The sequence below is a fragment of the Polaromonas sp. P1_A2 genome (assembly GCF_056406895.1).
Genome location: NZ_JBFTZI010000002.1, coordinates 156,674 through 174,323 on the forward strand (window position 1 = coordinate 156,674; position 17,650 = coordinate 174,323).

The following is a 17,650-nucleotide window of genomic DNA, read 5'->3' on the forward strand; positions in this document are numbered from 1 at the left end:
CTGCTGGCATCGCAGCCCTGGCTCCAAGCCCTGTACGGTAAACACCATCCCATGTCCAAGCCCCATCCCGAACCTGAATTTCCCGCCGCCAGTCTTGAGGCCTGGGCCAAGGCAGCTGCCAAGTCGGCGCCCGGCGGCGACCTGGGCGCGCTCAACTGGCAAACGCCGGACGGCATCAGCGTCAAGCCGCTGTACACCGCCGAGGACGTCAAAGACCTTCCCCATACCAACACGCTGCCGGGCTTTGAGCCCTTTATTCGCGGCCCGCAGGCCACCATGTACGCGGTGCGGCCGTGGACGATTCGCCAGTACGCGGGCTTTTCCACCGCCGAGGAGTCCAACGCCTTCTACCGCAAGGCGCTGGCCGCCGGCGGGCAGGGTGTCTCGGTGGCCTTCGACCTGGCCACGCACCGCGGCTACGACAGCGACCACCCGCGCGTGACCGGCGACGTGGGCAAGGCTGGCGTGGCCATCGATTCGGTCGAGGACATGAAGATACTGTTCGACCAGATCCCGCTGGACAAGGTCAGCGTCTCCATGACCATGAACGGCGCGGTGCTGCCGGTGTTGGCGGGTTATGTGGTGGCGGCCGAAGAGCAGGGCGTGAGCCAGGACAAGCTGAGCGGAACCATACAGAACGACATCCTCAAGGAGTTCATGGTCCGCAACACCTATATCTTTCCGCCCCAGCCCAGCATACGCATCATCGGCGACATCATTGAATACACGGCGCAGAACATGCCCAAGTTCAACTCGATCTCGATCTCGGGCTACCACATGCAGGAAGCCGGCGCCAACCAGGCGCTGGAGCTGGCCTTCACCCTGGCCGACGGGAAAGAGTACGTAAAAACCGCGCTGGGCAAGGGCCTGGACGTGGACGAATTCGCCGGGCGCCTGAGCTTCTTCTGGGCCATAGGCATGAACTTCTACCTGGAAGTCGCCAAGATGCGCGCCGCCCGCCTGCTGTGGTGCCGCATCATGAAGGGCTTCAACGCCAAGAGCCCGAAAAGCCTGATGCTGCGTACGCACTGCCAGACCTCGGGCTGGAGCCTGACCGAGCAGGACCCCTACAACAACGTGGTGCGCACCACCATAGAGGCCATGGCTGCTGTCTTCGGCGGCACGCAAAGCCTGCACACCAATTCCTTCGACGAAGCGATTGCCCTGCCCACAGAGTTCAGCGCCCGCATCGCCCGCAACACCCAGCTCATCATCCAGGAGGAAACCCACATCCCTCAGGTGATAGACCCCTGGGCCGGCAGCTACATGATGGAAAAGCTGACCCAGGACATGGCCGACGCCGCCTGGGCCATCATCGAGGAAGTCGAGGCCATGGGCGGCATGACGAAAGCCGTGGACAGCGGCTGGGCCAAGCTCAAGATCGAGGCGGCCGCGGCTGAAAAGCAGGCGCGCATCGACAGCGGCAAGGACGTCATCGTCGGCGTCAACAAATACAAGCTCAAAACCGAAGACGCCATCGAGGCGCGAGACATCGACAACGTGGCCGTGCGCGAAGGCCAGATCAAAAGGCTCAAGGCCATCAAGGCCGGCCGCGACAATACGGCGGTTCAGGCCGCGCTGGACGCCTTGACGGCGGCGGCCGAAAACAACAATGGAAACCTGCTGGACCTCAGCATCAAGGCCGTGCGCCTGCGCGCCACGGTGGGTGAGGTCAGCGATGCCCTCGAGAAAGTCTACGGGCGCCACCGCGCCGATACACAAAAGGTGACCGGTGTGTACGCTGCCGCTTATGACTCGGCCGAAGGCTGGGAAACCCTCAAGACCGAAATCAATGCCTTTGCCGAAGAGCAGGGCCGCCGCCCGCGCGTGATGATCTCCAAGCTGGGCCAGGACGGCCACGACCGTGGCGCCAAGGTGGTGGCCACGGCTTTCGCCGACCTGGGCTTTGACGTCGACATGGGGCCGCTGTTCCAGACACCCGAAGAGTGCGCCCGCCAGGCGATTGAAAACGACGTGCATGCGGTGGGCGTCTCTACGCTGGCTGCCGGCCACAAGACGCTGGTGCCGGCCATCATCGCCGAGCTCAAGAAGCAGGGCGCTGACGACATCATCGTGTTTGTGGGCGGTGTAATCCCGCGCCAGGACTACGACATGCTTTACGAGGCCGGCGTGAAGGGCATCTACGGCCCGGGCACGCCGATCCCGGCCAGCGCCAAGGATGTGCTGGAACAGATCCGCGCCGCTGTTGCGAAGTGAGCCGGCGGTGACCGACATCCGTGTGCGCCTGTCCCTGCAGCCGGTTGTTGCCGCTGACTTCGAGGACATGCTGGCCTTGCGCATAGACGCGATGCGGCCCAGCCTGGAGCGCGTCGGCCGCTTTGACCTGGCACGCTCGCGCGAGCGGCTGGCGGCAGGCTTTTTTCCGGCTTACATGCAGCACATCCTGCTGGACGGCCAGCGCGTGGGTTTTTTCACGCTCAAGCCCGAAGGCGCCGCAGGTGAAATGGCCCTGCGGCTTGACCACCTTTACCTGCGCAGCAGCGCCAGCGGCCAGGGCATAGGTTCGTGGGTGCTGCGCCAGGTGCTGGCCCAGGCGCGCGAGCGCGGCCTGGCCGTCAAGCTGACCGCGCTGAAAGAAAGCGACGCCAACCGTTTCTATCTGCGCCACGGTTTTGTGCTGCGAGGCGAAGAGGGCGTGGACCTGCACTACGAATGGCCCGCAGCGGAGCGCGTGGCGTGATGGCCGCGCCTGATTTCCTCCAGGCCATCCTGGGCCCGGACGCCATGGCCCAGCGCCGTGCGATCGCCAAGGCCATCACGTTGCTCGAATCCACGCGTGCCGACCACCGCGCCCAGGGCGACGAACTGCTCACGGCCCTGCTGCCGCACACCGGCAAAGCCATGCGACTGGGCATCAGCGGCGTACCCGGCGTCGGCAAGTCCACCTTTATCGAGGTGCTGGGCCTGTACCTGATTGCGCAAGGCCATCGCGTCGCGGTGCTCACCGTCGACCCTTCTTCCTCCGTCTCGGGCGGCTCCATCCTGGGTGACAAGACCCGCATGGAAAAGCTCTCGGTGCATGAACGCGCCTACATCCGGCCCAGCCCTTCGAGCGGCAACCTGGGCGGCGTGGCCGAAAAAACGCGCGAAGCCATGCTGGTCTGTGAAGCCGCCGGCTACAACGTGGTGATTGTGGAAACCGTGGGTGTGGGCCAGAGCGAAACCGCCGTTGCCAACATGACCGACATGTTTGTGCTGATGCAGCTGCCCAATGCCGGCGACGACCTGCAGGCCATCAAAAAGGGCGTGATGGAGCTGGCCGACCTGGTCATCATCAACAAGGCCGACATCGACGCCGATGCGGCCATGCGGGCCGAAGCCCAGATCACTTCGGCCATGCGCCTGTTCGGCCTGGTCAACAACGCCATGAGCAGCGAGCAGGCCGCCAATTTCGACAAAAACTGGCACCCGCAGGTGATACAGCTCAGCGCGCTGCACAACAAGGGCGTGGACCTGTTCTGGGCGGCCGTGACGCGGTTCAAGGACCTGCAGGCCGCCAACGGCCAGTTCGCCGCGCGGCGCCAGCAGCAGTCGCTTTCCTGGATGTGGGAGCGCATAGACGCGGGGCTCAAGCAGGCCTTTCGCCAGGACCCGCAGGTGCGCGAGCGCTTGCCCGGCCTCATCGCCGAGGTGGCGCGCGGCGAAGTCGCGGCATCCACTGCCGCACGCAGCTTGCTGGCCCTGGCGGCCAAAGGAGGGAAAGCATGAAAAAGACACTCGTTCTTTGCGCGCTGCTTCTGCAGGCCTGCATCGCCTGGGCCGGCGGCATGGCGGCCGGCGAGCCGGGCAGCTTTGTCTTCACCGACAAAGGCTTTTTCGCGGACAAGCCTGTCACCGTGTATTACTACAAGGCGCGTAGCGCCGGGCCCGATGCCAGGGTAATGATGGTGATCCACGGCGCCGAGCGCCAAGGCTCGCGCATGCGCGACAACTGGCTGCCTTTTGCCGAGAAAAACAAGCTCATCGTGCTGGCCCCGGAATTCGACGAGGCGCGGTTTTCCTCGCGGCTGTTCAACATGGGCGGCATTGAAAGCCGTGACCGCAGCCAGTGGTCCTTCCAGATCGTCGAGCACCTGTTTGATTTTGTCCGTGCCGATGAGGGGTTGTCGGCCACCGACTACCTGCTGTTCGGCCATTCGGCGGGCGGGCAGTTTGTGCACCGCTTCATGCTGTTGACGGAGGCGCCGCGCGTTTCCGTCGCGGTGGCGGCCAATGCCGGCAGCTACACCATGCCCAGTTACCCCGGCCTTATGGACGACAAGTTTCCTTATGCGCTGAACGAAAGCATCGTCAGCCCGGACAAGCTTAAGCAGGTCTTCGCGCGCAAGCTGGTCGTGCTGCTCGGCGAGGCCGACATCCAGACCGACGCAGCCAACCTGCCCAAGGCCAGGCAGGCCACGGCCCAGGGCGTGAACCGCTTCGAGCGCGGCAGCAACTTCTTCGCGCAGGCCCAGGCGCAGGCGCAGAAGCTGGGAACGCCGCTGGCCTGGGAGCGCGTCACCGTGCCGGGCGTGGGGCACGACTCGCGCCGCATGAGCCAGGCCGCCGCGCGCCTTTTGTTTGAACCAGCCCGGTAAATTTTTTCGTCCAAATAGCGGAACACACCATGCAAGAAATCCTTGAAGAACTCGAAAAGAAACGCGCCGCGGCCCGCCTGGGCGGCGGCCAGAAGCGCATAGACGCGCAGCACGGCAAAGGCAAGCTCACGGCGCGCGAGCGGCTGGAGCTGCTGCTGGACGAAGGCACGTTTGAAGAGTGGGACATGTTTGTCGAGCACCGCTGCACCGACTTCGGCATGCAGGACAACAAGATTCCCGGCGACGGCGTGGTCACCGGCTACGGCATGATCAACGGACGCCTGGTGTTTGTCTTCAGCCAGGACTTCACCGTGTTCGGCGGCGCCTTGAGCGAGGCCCATGCCGAGAAAATCTGCAAGGTCATGGACCAGGCCATGAAGGTGGGCGCGCCCGTCATAGGCCTTAACGATTCGGGTGGCGCCCGCATCCAGGAAGGCGTGGCCTCGCTGGGCGGTTATGCCGACGTGTTCCAGCGCAATGTGATGGCCAGCGGCGTGATTCCGCAGATCAGCATGATCATGGGACCCAGCGCCGGCGGCGCGGTGTATTCGCCGGCCATGACCGACTTCATCTTCATGGTCAAGGACAGCTCCTATATGTTTGTCACGGGCCCCGAGGTCGTCAAGACCGTGACCCATGAAGAAGTCACGGCCGAGGAGCTGGGCGGCGCCACCACCCACACCACCCGCAGCGGCGTGGCCGACCTGGCCTTCGAGAACGACGTCGAGGCGCTGTTGATGCTGCGCCGCCTCTACAACTATCTGCCGCTGAACAACCGCGAAAAAGCCCCGGTGCGTCCCAGCGCCGACCCGGCCGGCCGCATGGACCTGAGCCTGGACACGCTGGTGCCCGAGAACCCGAACAAGCCGTACGACATGAAGGAGCTCATCGTCAAGACGGTGGACGACGGCGACTTCTTCGAAATACAGCCCGAATACGCGAAAAACATCATCATCGGCTTCGCCCGCATGGAAGGGCAGACCGTGGGCATCGTCGCCAACCAGCCGCTGGTGCTGGCCGGCTGCCTGGACATCAAGAGTTCCATCAAGGCCGCGCGCTTTGTGCGCTTTTGCGATGCCTTCAACATCCCGGTGATCACCTTTGTCGACGTGCCCGGCTTCATGCCCGGCACCAGCCAGGAATATGGCGGCATCATCAAGCACGGCGCCAAGCTGCTGTACGCGTACGCCGAATGCACCGTGCCCAAGATCACCGTGATCACACGCAAGGCCTATGGCGGCGCCTACGACGTGATGGCCTCCAAGCATTTGCGCGGCGATGTCAATTTCGCCTGGCCCAACGCCGAGATCGCCGTGATGGGCGCCAAGGGTGCGGTGGAGATCATCTTCCGCGAAGACAAGGGCGACCCGGCCAAGCTGGCCGCCAAGGAAGCCGAATACAAGGCCCGCTTCGCCAACCCCTTTGTGGCCGGCGCGCGCGGCTTTATCGACGATGTGATCCTGCCGCACGAAACGCGCAAGCGCATCTGCCGCTCGCTGGTGATGCTGCGCGACAAGAAGATCGAGAACCCGTGGCGCAAGCACGGCAACATTCCGCTGTGAGCGCGCCGTGATCAGCCACTACCCCCGATTCCGCGAAGGCGCGGCGACCGGCCTGGTGCCCAAGCTGGGCGGCCTGCCCTGGGGGCTGCCCGCGCGCCTTTGGCCCGCCTGCAAGGAGTGCGGGCGGCCCATGAGCCATCTTGCGCAGCTGCCGGCCGCCGTGCCCGAGCTGCCGATCGCGCAAGGCGAAGTGCTGTTTCTGTTCAAGTGCGAGTGGGACAGCGTCTGCAGCTTCTGGGAGTCCGATGCCGGCGCCAACACCGCTTTCACGGTGCCGCAAAGCGAGCTGGGCGCGCTTGCGACCGAGCCGCCCGCCGACGCCAAGGACGGGCCGCCGGCCGTGCTGTCCGAGTTGGGTGTCGTGGGCTGGCGTGCTGACGACGACGGCGCGCCGCCCGAGCTTGAAGAAGCCTTCTACGACAACACCCGCTATTTCGAGTTGCCAGACGAAATCGCACATCCGCACAACTGGGCCAGTGCCTGGCGTACCAAGAGCGGTGGCGTTCCCTATTGGACGGCCAACGGTGTGCAGCAAAGCCCGCCCGGCAGGATGCTGCTGCAAATCGACAACTGGGTGGAACTGGAAGGGGGTGGCACGGCCGAGGTCGCCAACTTCTGCTCGGACGGCACCGCCTATGTGTTCGTTGATCACTCACAGAATCCACCGACTTACTCCATGTTTATCAACCGCTGAAGCGGCCAACAAAAACAGGTTCAATGATGTTTACCAAAATTCTCATAGCCAACCGCGGTGAAATCGCCTGCCGGGTCATCAAGACCGCCCGCAAGATGGGCATCCAGACCGTCGCCGTGTACTCCGACGCCGACAAGGACGCACGCCATGTCGAGCTTGCCGATGAGGCCGTCAACATAGGCCCGGCGCCCAGCCGCGACAGCTATTTGCAGGCCGACAAGATCATCGCGGCCTGCAAGCAGACGGGCGCGCAGGCGGTGCACCCCGGCTACGGCTTTTTGAGCGAGAACGCGGGTTTTGCCAAGCGGGTGGAGGAAGAGGGCATCATCTTCATAGGCCCCAAGCACTATTCGATTGCCGCCATGGGCGACAAGATCGAATCGAAAAAACTGGCCGGCGCGGCGGGCGTCAACTGCATCCCGGGCGTGAACGACGCGATTGACAGCGCCGAGAAGGCTGTGGAAATCGCCAAGGGCATCGGCTATCCGGTGATGATCAAGGCCAGCGCGGGCGGCGGCGGCAAGGGTTTGCGCGTGGCTTTCAACGACAAGGAGGCCCTGGAAGGTTTTACCTCCTGCCGCAACGAGGCGCGCAACAGCTTTGGCGACGACCGCGTCTTTATCGAGAAGTTTGTCGAGGAACCGCGCCACATCGAAATCCAGCTGCTGGGCGACAGCCACGGCAATGTGGTCTACCTCAACGAGCGCGAATGCTCGATACAGCGGCGCCACCAGAAGGTGATTGAAGAGGCGCCGTCCCCCTTCATCAGCGACGCAACGCGCAAGGCCATGGGTAAGCAGGCGGTGGCGCTGGCCAAGGCGGTGAAGTACCAGAGCGCCGGCACGGTGGAGTTTGTGGTCGGCAAGGACCAGAGCTTTTATTTCCTCGAGATGAACACCCGGCTGCAGGTGGAGCACCCGGTGACGGAATGCATCACCGGGCTGGACCTTGTGGAGTTGATGATCCGCGTGGCGGCCGGCGAGAAGTTGCCGATCGCGCAAAAAGACGTGCAGCGCAATGGCTGGGCCATCGAATGCCGCATCAACGCCGAAGACCCCTTCCGCAGCTTCCTGCCTTCCACGGGCCGGCTGGTGCGCTTCCAGCCGCCCAAGGAAACCATGTTCGCGGCCGACACCGCGCAGCTGTACGGCGTGCGTGTCGACACCGGCGTGGAGGACGGCGGCGAGATCCCGATGTTTTACGACTCGATGATCGCCAAGCTCATCGTGCACGGCAAGGACCGCAAGGAAGCGATCGCCAAAATGCGCGAGGCGCTCAACGGCTTTGTGATCCGCGGCATCTCCAGCAACATTCCCTTCCAGGCTGCCTTGCTGGCGCATCCCAAATTCGTTTCGGGTGATTTCAACACCGGCTTTATCGCCGAGAACTACAGCAAGGGTTTCCATGCCGAAGATGTGCCGCATGAAGACCCGTCCTTCCTGCTGGCGCTGGCGGCCTACGTGAACCGCCGCATGCTGGGCCGCGCGGCCGGCATCAGCGGCCAGTTGCCGGGCCATGGCGTGACGGTGGGCGAAGAGTTCGTCGTCGTCAGCCTGGGCGCGGCGGGGCAGAACACGCCGCACCCGGTGACGGTGGGCAACTACCAGGCGCAAACCGGTTCCGGCACGGTGGAGGTAGGTGCCAGGAGTTATGAGATTTGCAGCAGCTGGCATCTGGGCGGCGCGCGCATTCGCGGCACCGTCAACGGCCAGCCTTTTGCCGCGCAAGTTGAGCGCGGTGTCGGACGCAATCCGCTGGCGATCCGCGTCGCCCACAACGGTACCCGGCTTGATGCCTTGGTGCTGACGCCGCGCGCGGCGCAGCTCCATGCCCTGATGCCCTACAAGGCACCGCCCGACATGAGCCGCTATGTGCTCTCTCCCATGCCGGGCCTGCTGGTGGACGTGGCGGTGCAGGTGGGCCAGAAAGTGCAGGCCGGCGAGCGTGTGGCGGTGATTGAGGCCATGAAGATGGAAAACGTGTTGTTCGCCGTGGCCGACGGCGTTGTCGGCAAGGTGCTGGCCGCCAAGGGTGAGTCGCTGAGCGTGGACCAACCGATTGTGGAGTTCCAGTAATGAGCCCCGGACGTCCCTTTAAAGTTCTCGGAATCCAGCAGATCGCCATCGGCGCCACAAGTAAAGACCGACTGCGTACGCTGTGGGTCGACATGCTGGGCCTGGAAGTGACCGGCAATTTTGTGAGCGAACGCGAAAACGTTGATGAGGACATCTGCGCGATCGGCAGCGGCCCCTTCAAGGTCGAGGTCGACCTGATGCAGCCGCTGGATGTGGACAAAAAGCCCGCGGTGCACACCACGCCGCTCAACCATGTGGGCCTGTGGATAGACGACCTGCCCAAGGCCGTGGAATGGCTGGCGGCCAAAGGTGTGCGCTTCGCGCCCGGCGGCATACGCAAGGGCGCTGCGGGTTTTGACATCTGCTTTCTGCACCCCAAGGCCAACGAGGAGTTCCCGATCGCGGGTGAGGGTGTGCTGATCGAGCTGGTGCAGGCGCCGCCCGAAGTGGTCAAGGCGTTTTCGGCCCTGGGCTGAAAAGCCGGCTTACTCTTTTGCGCGCTGCGCCCGGGCCCGGGCCAGCGCCGCTTCGATCACGGCGCGTTTGCGGTCCGCCACGGCGGGATCGGACTCGGGGCGTGCGGCGGAGGCCGGGGGCGCGAGGGATGTCGAACCGGTGTCCACGCTGGGAGGCTTGCCTTCCTTCTTGTGCCGGGTCCGATGGCGCTCATAGCGTGCCTTGGCCGTGTCGGCCTCCTGCTGCGACCAGGCCTGCCAGCCGGTGCGTGCGCCGGTGACGTTTTCCAGGCTGATGCAATCGACCGGGCACACCGGGATGCACAGCTCGCAGCCCGTGCACCAAGGCTCGATCACGGTGTGCATCATCTTGTTGCTGCCCAGGATGGCGTCGGTCGGGCATGCCTTGAGGCACAGGGTGCAGCCTATGCACCAGTTCTCGTCGATGACGGCCACAGCGCGCGGGCCTTCCGTACCGTTGGCGGGGTTCAGGGGCAGGACGGGCAGGCCGGTGATGGCTGAAAGGCGCTGCACGCCTTCGGCACCGCCGGGCGGGCATTGGTTGATGGCGGCCTCGCCCGAGGCCATGGCCTGCGCGTAGGCCGCGCAGTCAGGGTAGCCGCAGCGGGTGCACTGGGTCTGGGGCAGGGCGGCGTTGAGGCGCTCGAAAAGGCGCAAGTCGGTGGGGGAGCTCACCGGCCTATTGTCCTACCAGTTACGGCCTTGCGGCCCGGCCGCGCCGTACAGGCTTTCAGGCTTGTTTGCCGCGCGCCGTTTTTTTGGCCGCCGGTTTCGCAACGGACTTGGCCGTGGATTTTGCGGTGGTTTTTGCCGCCGCTGCCCGTTTGGCCGGAACCGAAGGCCGGTTGTTCGCCTGGATAAAGGCCTTGACCTGCGGGTAGACGATCTCGCGCCAGCGGCGGCCGCTGAAGATGCCGTAATGGCCCGCGCCCTTGACTTCCAGGTGCTTTTGCAAGGCCTTGGGGATGTTGTGGCAAAGGCTGTGGGCCGCTTCGGTCTGGCCTGAGCCGGAGATGTCGTCCAGTTCGCCTTCGACGGTGAAGTGGGCCGTGGTCTTGATGTCCTGGGGCCGCACGCGCTCCAGTTCCCCGTCCACGTTCTTGACGTCCCAGGTGCCGTTGACCAGCTTGAACTCCTGGAACACCGTCTTGATGGTGTCCAGGTAGTAATCGGCGTCCATGTCGAGCACGGCGTTGTATTCGTCGTAGAACTTGCGGTGCGCCTCGGCGCTGGCGTCGTCGCCCTTGATCAGGTCCTTGAAGTAGTCGTAATGGCTGCTGGCGTGGCGGTCGGGGTTCATCGCGACGAAGCCGGTGTGCTGCAAAAAGCCGGGGTAGACGCGGCGCCCGGCGCCCGGGAAGTTGCTGGGCACGCGGTAGATCACATTGTTCTCAAACCACTCGTAGCTCTTGTTCATGGCCAGGTTGTTGACGGCGGTCGGCGACTTGCGCGCATCGATGGGGCCGCCCATCATGGTCATGCTCAGCGGCGTGGTTTCGCCGCGCGAGGCCATCAGCGACACCGCCGCGAGCACCGGCACGGTGGGCTGGCACACGCTGATGACGTGGCAATTGCCGTAAATGCCCTGGATGTGGCGGATGAATTCCTGCACGTAGTTGACGTAGTCGTCCAGGTGGAAGGAGCCGTCGGACAGTGGCACGGTGCGCGCGTTCTTCCAGTCGGTGATGTAGACCTTGTGGTCTTTCAGCATGGTGCGCACGGTATCGCGCAGCAAGGTGGCGTAGTGGCCGGACAGCGGGGCGACGATCAGCACCGCGGGCTCGCCCTTCAGGCCTGTCAGCGTGGCCGGGTCGTCGGTAAAACGCTTGAAGCGGCGCAGCTCGCAAAAGGGTTTGTCGATTTCCACGCGTTCGTGGATGCTGACCTCGGTGCCGTTGACGTCGACGGTGCGGATGTCGAAGGCCGGTTTTTCGTAGTCCTTGCCCAGCCGGTAGATCAGGCTGTAGCCGGCGGCCACACGCTGGGCAAAGGGGTTTTGCCCGAGGGGCGACAGGGGGTTGCCGTAAAGCTTGGCGGCGGCCTGCGCGAAGTCGACAAAGGGCTCCATCAAGGTGCGCTGGGTTTCATAGACTTGGTACAGCATCGGGGGTCAACCTTGGGTTATGTCGTTGTGATGTCGTTATGACAGGTAAATCGTAGTATGTTGCAGTGCAATATAACAGGGGCTGGCTGCACTGTTTTGAGGAAAACCACCAATTCCGGGCTCTTTTCACGGCTTTGGTGCCAAAGCACCACGAGGCGGCGGCCGGGCTTGTTTTGGCGATAAACCGCCGCCACCTGCGGAATTGAAGGAACACTTACCATTTTGCCTTCCGGCCGGCGGTTTTGCCCGCCTTGGCGCTCTCCCTGAACAGGAAACAACAATATGCTCCCGACTATCGACGCCTCCGCACTGGACCGAATCGCCTCCCTGAAGAAATCCGACAGGATGCCGGTGGTTTTTGTGGGCCACGGCAGTCCCATGAACGCCATAGGCGACAACGAATACCGGCGCAGCTGGCAGGCGCTGGGCGCCGAATTTGGGGCCAAATACCCCAGGCCGCAGCTGATTTTGTGTATTTCCGCCCATTGGCTGACCGAAGGCTGGTGGCTGACCGCCATGGACAAGCCCAAAACCATCCACGATTTCGGCGGTTTTCCGCAGGAGCTGTTCGACCAGCAATACCCGGCGCCGGGCGACCCGGCCGCCGCGCAGGCCATCAGCCAGCTGGTGCGCCAGCGGGCCTCGGCGCCGCTGGGGCTGGACGAAAGCGAGTGGGGGCTGGACCATGGCGCCTGGTCGGTGCTCAAGCCCATGTTCCCGGACGCGGACATTCCGGTGATCCAGCTCAGCATGGACTACGGCCGCGCGCCCGAGGACCACTATGCGCTGGCCAAGCAGCTCAAGGCCTTGCGCGAGCGCGGGGTGCTGGTCGTCGCCAGCGGCAACATCGTGCACAACCTGCGCCAGATGCAGCGCGGCGCGACCGGCAGCCAAGCCTATGACTGGGCTCTGGAATTCGACCAGATCACGGGCGGCTATCTGCAGCAGGGCAACCTTGATGCGCTGCAGAACTTCCAGAAGCTGGGCCAGGTCGCCAAAATGGCGCACCCCACTTATGAACACTACCTGCCCTTGCTGTATGCGGCCGGCGCCGCCGACGGCAAGGAGGCCATGCGCTTTTTCAATACCAGCTTCCAGGCCGGTTCGATTTCGATGCGCTCCGCGGTCTGGGGCTGATCAGCCCGGATCAAGCCTGGATTTGCAGCCAGGGCCAGCGCTCCTGGTAGGCGCCGGCTTTTTTCTCAAACAGCGGCCGGTGCGGGCACAGCGGATTCGGGCTGAGCCGGCCCTGGTAGAGCGCGTCCAGGCTGTTCGGCGCGTAAAGCGTCAGGCCTGAAGCGCCGGCTTGCAAGCCCACGCAGGTGCTGGTGACCAGGAAACGGTCTATGCCGTCCCGGGAACTGCGCAGGGCAGGGTAGGGAAAGCCGAAGTAGTCCTGGTACCAGGTGTGGACGCGGGCCTGGTTTTTGGCTTCCACCGTGATGCCCAGGCCGGCAAAAGCGGACTGGACCCGCGCATGGACCCGGGCCTCGGCCGCCTCCGAAAGGTCGGCGGGGTCGAAGTAGAACAGGTCATAGTCCTTGATATGGGCTTCGGGCGGATTACCCGAACGCACATTCCAGACCGTCTGGAACAGGCAGCCCGCGACCAGCCAGGCATCCGGCAGGCCCAGGGTGGGCAATTGCTGCAGGATGCGCTGGTTGTGGCGGTTTTGCAGGGCGTCCCGGATGAAGCCATCCGGGCTGACGCGGCTAGAAGTCGCCAGGGAAATCAGACGACCTTGGCGATGGACGCGCAGACGTAGTCGATGTTCTTGCTGTTGAGTGCGGCCACGCACATGCGGCCGGTGTCGGTGCCGTAGACGCCGAACTCATTGCGCAGGCGCACCATCTGGTCCTTGCTGAGGCCGGAATAGCTGAACATGCCGATCTGGGCGGTGATGAAGCTCATGTCCTGCTTGACGCCGGCGGCCTTCAGGCCGTCCACGAGCTTTTGGCGCATGGCCTTGATGCGCACGCGCATTTCCGCCAGTTCCTGCTCCCACTGGGCGCGCAGCGCCGGCGTGTTGAGCACCGTGGCCACCACCATGCCGCCGTGGATCTGCGGGTTGCTGTAGTTGGTGCGAATGACCAGCTTGAGCTGCGACAGCACGCGGTCGGCTTCTTCCTTGGACTCGCAGAGCACCGACAGGGCACCCACGCGCTCGCCATAGAGGCTGAAGCTCTTGGAAAACGAGGTCGACACGAAAAAGCTGAGGCCGGCAGCCACAAATTTGCCGATGACGGCGCCGTCTTCGGCAATGCCGTGGCCGAAGCCCTGGTAAGCCATGTCGAGGAAGGGTGTGAGCTTGCGCGCCTTGACGGCGGCGATCACCTGGTCCCACTGGGCCGCGGTGATGTCGTAGCCGGTCGGGTTGTGGCAGCAGGCATGCAGCACGACGATGGTGCCTTCGGCTGCCGCGTTCAGGGCGGCGAGCATGCCGTCGAAGTTGACGCCGCGCTTGGCGGCATCGTAGTAAGGATAGCTTTCAACGGCAAAACCGGCCTGGCTGAACAGCGCGCGGTGGTTTTCCCAGCTCGGGTCGGAAATCAGCACCTTGGCATTGGGGCTGAGCTTTTTGAGGAAGTCGGCTCCCACCTTGAGGCCGCCCGTGCCGCCTATGCCTTGCACGGTGGCGACGCGGCCGCTCTTGACCGGTTCGCTGTCGGCGCCGAAGACCAGGCCTTTGACGGCCGCATCGTAGGCGGCGATGCCGTCAATCGGCAGGTAGCCGCGGGCCTTGGGCGATTCCATCATTTGCTTTTCGGCCGCCTGCACGCATTGCAGCAGGGGGAGCTTGCCGTTGTCGTCGTAGTACACGCCCACGCCCAGGTTGACCTTGTTGGGATTGGTGTCGGCATTGAACTGCTCATTCAGGCCCAGGATGGGGTCACGCGGGGCCATTTCGACAGCGGTAAACAAAGACATGAAATATCCTCAGAAAAAGTGAAAAAAGGCGAAAGCGACGGTACGGGGATTTAGGTCACAAGCTGACCGGAAAAAAGGCTACAAGAGGTATCAACACGGCGGTCGGAGGGCGATGGGGGATTGCAATTCCCATTTTCGGCCGAATGTCGTATTCTGTTTGGTTGCCCCGAATTTTAACGGGGCTTGATCGAGGTTTTATGCCAGAAGCTATTGAAGTCATAACCGAGGTGGCGGATCCGGCCCCGCGCGAGGGCCAGTTTGTCCGTTTCCCGGATTCGCCGTTCGAACTGTTCCAGCCCTATCCGCCGGCGGGCGACCAGCCGGTGGCGATCGAGCAACTGGTCGAGGGCGTCAGGGACGGCGAGGTGTTCCAGACCCTGCTGGGCGTGACCGGCTCCGGGAAGACTTTCACCATGGCCAATGTGATCGCCCGCCTGGGCCGCCCGGCCATCGTGTTCGCCCCCAACAAGACCCTGGCGGCACAGCTGTACAGCGAATTCCGCGAGTTTTTCCCCAAGAACGCGGTCGAGTATTTCGTCAGCTATTACGACTACTACCAACCCGAGGCCTATGTGCCGCAGCGCGACCTTTTCATTGAAAAGGACTCGGCCATCAACGAGCACATCGAGCAGATGCGGCTGTCGGCCACCAAGAGCGTGCTGGAGCGGCGCGACACCATCATCGTCGGCACGGTCAGCGCGATTTACGGCATAGGTGCGCCCGAGGATTACACGCAGATGCGTTTTATCGCCCGCATAGGCGACAAGATGGGCCAGCGCGACGTGATCGCGCGGCTGATCCGCATGCAGTACACGCGCAACGAGCAGGATTTCGCGCGCGGCACCTTCCGGGTGCGCGGCGACGTGATCGACGTCTTTCCGGCCGAGCATTCCGAGCTGGCCATACGCATAGAGCTGTTCGACGACGAGATCGAGTCGCTGCAGCTGTTCGACCCGCTGACCGGCCGCATTCGCCAGAAAATCCCGCGTTTTGTGGTCTACCCCAAGAGCCACTACGTCACGCCGCGCGACAAGGTCATGACGGCGGTGGAGACCATCAAGCTGGAGCTGTCCGAGCGGGTGGCCCAGTTCGTCGCCGACGGCAAGCTGGTGGAGGCCCAGCGCATCGAGCAGCGCACCCGCTTCGATCTGGAGATGCTCAGCGAAATCGGCCACTGCAAGGGCATCGAAAACTACACCCGCCACCTGAGCGGCTCGCCGGCGGGCTCGCCCCCCTCGACGCTGTGCGACTACCTGCCCAAGGACGCACTGATGTTCCTGGATGAAAGCCACGTCATGATCGGCCAGCTCAACGCCATGTACAACGGCGACCGGGCGCGCAAGACCACGCTGGTGGAGTACGGCTTTCGCCTGCCCAGCGCGCTGGACAACCGGCCGCTCAAGTTCGAGGAGTTCGAGTCCAAGATGCGGCAGGCCATCTTCGTGTCGGCCACGCCGGCGGCCTATGAGCAGGAGCATGCCGGCCAGGTGGTGGAGCAGGTGGTCCGGCCCACAGGCCTGGTCGACCCGCAGGTCGAGGTGCGGCCGGCCACCCACCAGGTCGACGACGTGCTGCAGGAAATCCGCATTCGGGTCGAGAAGAACGAACGGGTGCTGATCACCACGCTGACCAAGCGCATGGCCGAACAGCTGACCGACTACCTGAGCGACAACGGCGTCAAGGTGCGTTACCTGCACAGCGATGTGGACACGGTCGAGCGCGTGGAAATCCTGCGCGACCTGCGGCTGGGCGCTTTTGACGTGCTGGTGGGCATTAACTTGCTGCGCGAGGGCCTGGACATTCCCGAGGTCTCGCTGGTGGCCATCCTGGACGCCGACAAAGAGGGCTTTTTGCGCGCCGAGCGCAGCCTGATCCAGACCATAGGCCGGGCGGCCCGCAACCTCAATGGCCGCGCCATCCTGTATGCCGACCGCATCACCGACTCCATGAAAAAGGCCATGGGCGAGACCGAGCGGCGGCGCAACAAGCAGATCGCCTTCAACCTCGAGCACGGCATCACGCCGCGCAGCGTGGTCAAGCGCATCCGCGACCTGATCGACGGCGTCTACAGTGAGAAATCCGGCAAGGAAGCCGAAAAGCTCGAGATGCAAAAGGCGCTGGTCGAGGACATGAGCGAAAAAGACATTGCCCGCGAAATCAAGCGCCTGGAAAAGCAGATGATCGAACACGCCAAGAACCTGGAGTTCGAAAAAGCCGCCCGGGTGCGGGACCAGCTGCACAGCCTCAAGGAACAGGCCTTTGGCGCTCCCGGCGTCGACAATGTGCTGCCTTTGCCCGCTGCGGGCCAAGCCCGGGCTTGAGACGCTCCCCAATCCCCAAATGCACCATATCGGTGCATTTGACGGGTGAGGCTACGGGTTAGTCCTCATGTTTTTGGGGCGCCCAGCGGGAAAACCCCTGTCTGTGTTAAACTTGACGAAAACAGTCAAGAACAATACCAGAACAACAAAAAGCCCCCGCGATACCGGTTGACTGACCTGGGCGGCTGGAGGAAGAGTTCCCTGTAAGCCACAAGTTTGCAGGGTGAAAACGACAGTCAAGCCATTTAAAGGAGCTTGTTATGCGCCTCACAACCAAAGGCCGCTTTGCGGTCACAGCGATGATTGATTTGGGACTGCGCCAGAACAACGGCCCGGTCACCTTGGCCGCTATCAGCCAGCGCCAGCAGATTTCCTTGTCCTATCTCGAACAGCTGTTCGGCAAGCTGCGCCGCCATGAGCTGGTGGAGTCCACCCGTGGTCCCGGCGGCGGTTATACCCTGGGCCGCAAGGCTTCGGAGATCACCGTGGCCGACATCATTGTCTCGGTGGACGAGCCGATCGACGCGACCCAGTGCGGCGGCAAGGAAAACTGCCTGGGCGAGGGCGGGCGCTGCATGACGCACGAACTGTGGGCATCGCTGAACAGCCGCATGGTGGAGTTCCTGGATTCCGTGACCCTGCAAAAGTTGGTGGAAGACCAGCTTGCCAAGGGCGTGGTGATCGAAAACACCCCGCAGGTCAAGAAGGCCATCTTCACGGCGCCGGCCGTCAAGCCGGTACGCGTGAATGCGCCCAATTCGGTCTTCGCACTGGGCAACGCGTTCTCCAAATCCTGATGGAGCCGGGCCGGCATTTGCCCGGCCCCATCCCTTTGCGAACTGATTGCATGACCCTGGATCGCGCTGCCAGCCAGCCCGTGAATAAAAAGAGC

General features: G+C 63.5%; 15 protein-coding genes. 11 read left to right on the forward strand and 4 right to left on the reverse strand.

The window, feature by feature from the left end; all coding sequences use genetic code 11:
- The first annotated feature begins 51 nt into the window (after positions 1–51).
- The 8 genes from scpA to AC1D09_RS07745 are packed head-to-tail and all read left to right on the forward strand — an operon-like array spanning position 52 to position 9,405.
- Complete coding sequence (gene scpA / locus AC1D09_RS07710; RefSeq protein ID WP_477662975.1) at positions 52–2,217, forward strand: methylmalonyl-CoA mutase; 2,166 nt, start codon at positions 52–54, stop codon at positions 2,215–2,217.
- Positions 2,180–2,701 carry a GNAT family N-acetyltransferase gene (locus tag AC1D09_RS07715; RefSeq protein ID WP_477662976.1) on the forward strand — a complete coding sequence of 174 codons (522 nt, stop codon included), beginning with the start codon at positions 2,180–2,182 and terminating at the stop codon, positions 2,699–2,701. The genes scpA and AC1D09_RS07715 overlap by 38 nt, the downstream gene beginning before the upstream one ends.
- Entirely contained in the window at positions 2,701–3,729 is a 1,029-nt protein-coding gene (gene meaB / locus AC1D09_RS07720) for a methylmalonyl Co-A mutase-associated GTPase MeaB (protein WP_477663016.1), read from the forward strand. The genes AC1D09_RS07715 and meaB overlap by 1 nt, the downstream gene beginning before the upstream one ends.
- Positions 3,726–4,598, forward strand: coding sequence for an alpha/beta hydrolase family protein (locus AC1D09_RS07725; RefSeq protein ID WP_477662977.1), 873 nt, complete (start codon positions 3,726–3,728; stop codon positions 4,596–4,598). Before meaB ends, AC1D09_RS07725 begins: the two co-directional genes overlap by 4 nt.
- A gap of 29 nt (positions 4,599–4,627) precedes the next feature.
- Positions 4,628–6,160, forward strand: coding sequence for an acyl-CoA carboxylase subunit beta (locus AC1D09_RS07730; RefSeq protein ID WP_477662978.1), 1,533 nt, complete (start codon positions 4,628–4,630; stop codon positions 6,158–6,160).
- Positions 6,161–6,167: 7 nt separating this feature from the next.
- Positions 6,168–6,854 carry a YwqG family protein gene (locus tag AC1D09_RS07735; RefSeq protein ID WP_477662979.1) on the forward strand — a complete coding sequence of 229 codons (687 nt, stop codon included), beginning with the start codon at positions 6,168–6,170 and terminating at the stop codon, positions 6,852–6,854.
- Positions 6,855–6,880: 26 nt separating this feature from the next.
- The gene (locus AC1D09_RS07740; RefSeq protein ID WP_477701003.1) at positions 6,881–8,929 is read left to right on the forward strand and encodes an acetyl-CoA carboxylase biotin carboxylase subunit; all 2,049 of its coding nucleotides are present in this window, start codon (positions 6,881–6,883) and stop codon (positions 8,927–8,929) included.
- Positions 8,929–9,405 (forward strand): VOC family protein, encoded by a 477-nt coding sequence (locus AC1D09_RS07745; protein WP_477662981.1) that lies wholly within the window; start codon positions 8,929–8,931, stop codon positions 9,403–9,405. Before AC1D09_RS07740 ends, AC1D09_RS07745 begins: the two co-directional genes overlap by 1 nt.
- A gap of 9 nt (positions 9,406–9,414) precedes the next feature.
- Here AC1D09_RS07745 and rsxB read toward each other — a convergent pair whose 3' ends face one another.
- On the reverse strand, positions 9,415–10,080 hold the full coding sequence (rsxB, locus tag AC1D09_RS07750; RefSeq protein WP_477662982.1) for an electron transport complex subunit RsxB: 666 nt from the start codon (positions 10,078–10,080) through the stop codon (positions 9,415–9,417).
- A gap of 55 nt (positions 10,081–10,135) precedes the next feature.
- Positions 10,136–11,509, reverse strand: a complete 1,374-nt coding sequence (locus AC1D09_RS07755) for a polyhydroxyalkanoate depolymerase (RefSeq protein ID WP_477662983.1) — start codon at positions 11,507–11,509, stop codon at positions 10,136–10,138.
- A 282-nt stretch (positions 11,510–11,791) separates the two neighbouring features.
- Here AC1D09_RS07755 and ygiD point away from each other — a divergent pair, with 282 nt between their 5' ends.
- The gene (gene ygiD, locus AC1D09_RS07760; protein WP_477662984.1) at positions 11,792–12,646 is read left to right on the forward strand and encodes a 4,5-DOPA-extradiol-dioxygenase; all 855 of its coding nucleotides are present in this window, start codon (positions 11,792–11,794) and stop codon (positions 12,644–12,646) included.
- Positions 12,647–12,656: 10 nt separating this feature from the next.
- Here the strand turns inward: ygiD and AC1D09_RS07765 are convergent, their stop codons facing one another.
- Both AC1D09_RS07765 and AC1D09_RS07770 read right to left on the reverse strand, forming a co-directional pair.
- On the reverse strand, positions 12,657–13,151 hold the full coding sequence (locus tag AC1D09_RS07765; RefSeq protein ID WP_477662985.1) for a nucleotidyltransferase family protein: 495 nt from the start codon (positions 13,149–13,151) through the stop codon (positions 12,657–12,659).
- A gap of 89 nt (positions 13,152–13,240) precedes the next feature.
- Positions 13,241–14,437, reverse strand: coding sequence for an amino acid aminotransferase (locus AC1D09_RS07770; protein ID WP_477662986.1), 1,197 nt, complete (start codon positions 14,435–14,437; stop codon positions 13,241–13,243).
- A gap of 197 nt (positions 14,438–14,634) precedes the next feature.
- On the opposite strand from AC1D09_RS07770, the gene uvrB reads away from it, so the two are divergent.
- Positions 14,635–16,758: an excinuclease ABC subunit UvrB gene (gene uvrB / locus AC1D09_RS07775; RefSeq protein WP_477662987.1), complete on the forward strand. Its 2,124-nt coding sequence runs from the start codon at positions 14,635–14,637 to the stop codon at positions 16,756–16,758.
- A gap of 260 nt (positions 16,759–17,018) precedes the next feature.
- Positions 17,019–17,555, forward strand: a complete 537-nt coding sequence (iscR, locus tag AC1D09_RS07780; RefSeq protein WP_007867011.1) for a Fe-S cluster assembly transcriptional regulator IscR — start codon at positions 17,019–17,021, stop codon at positions 17,553–17,555.
- Positions 17,556–17,650 lie beyond the last annotated feature (95 nt).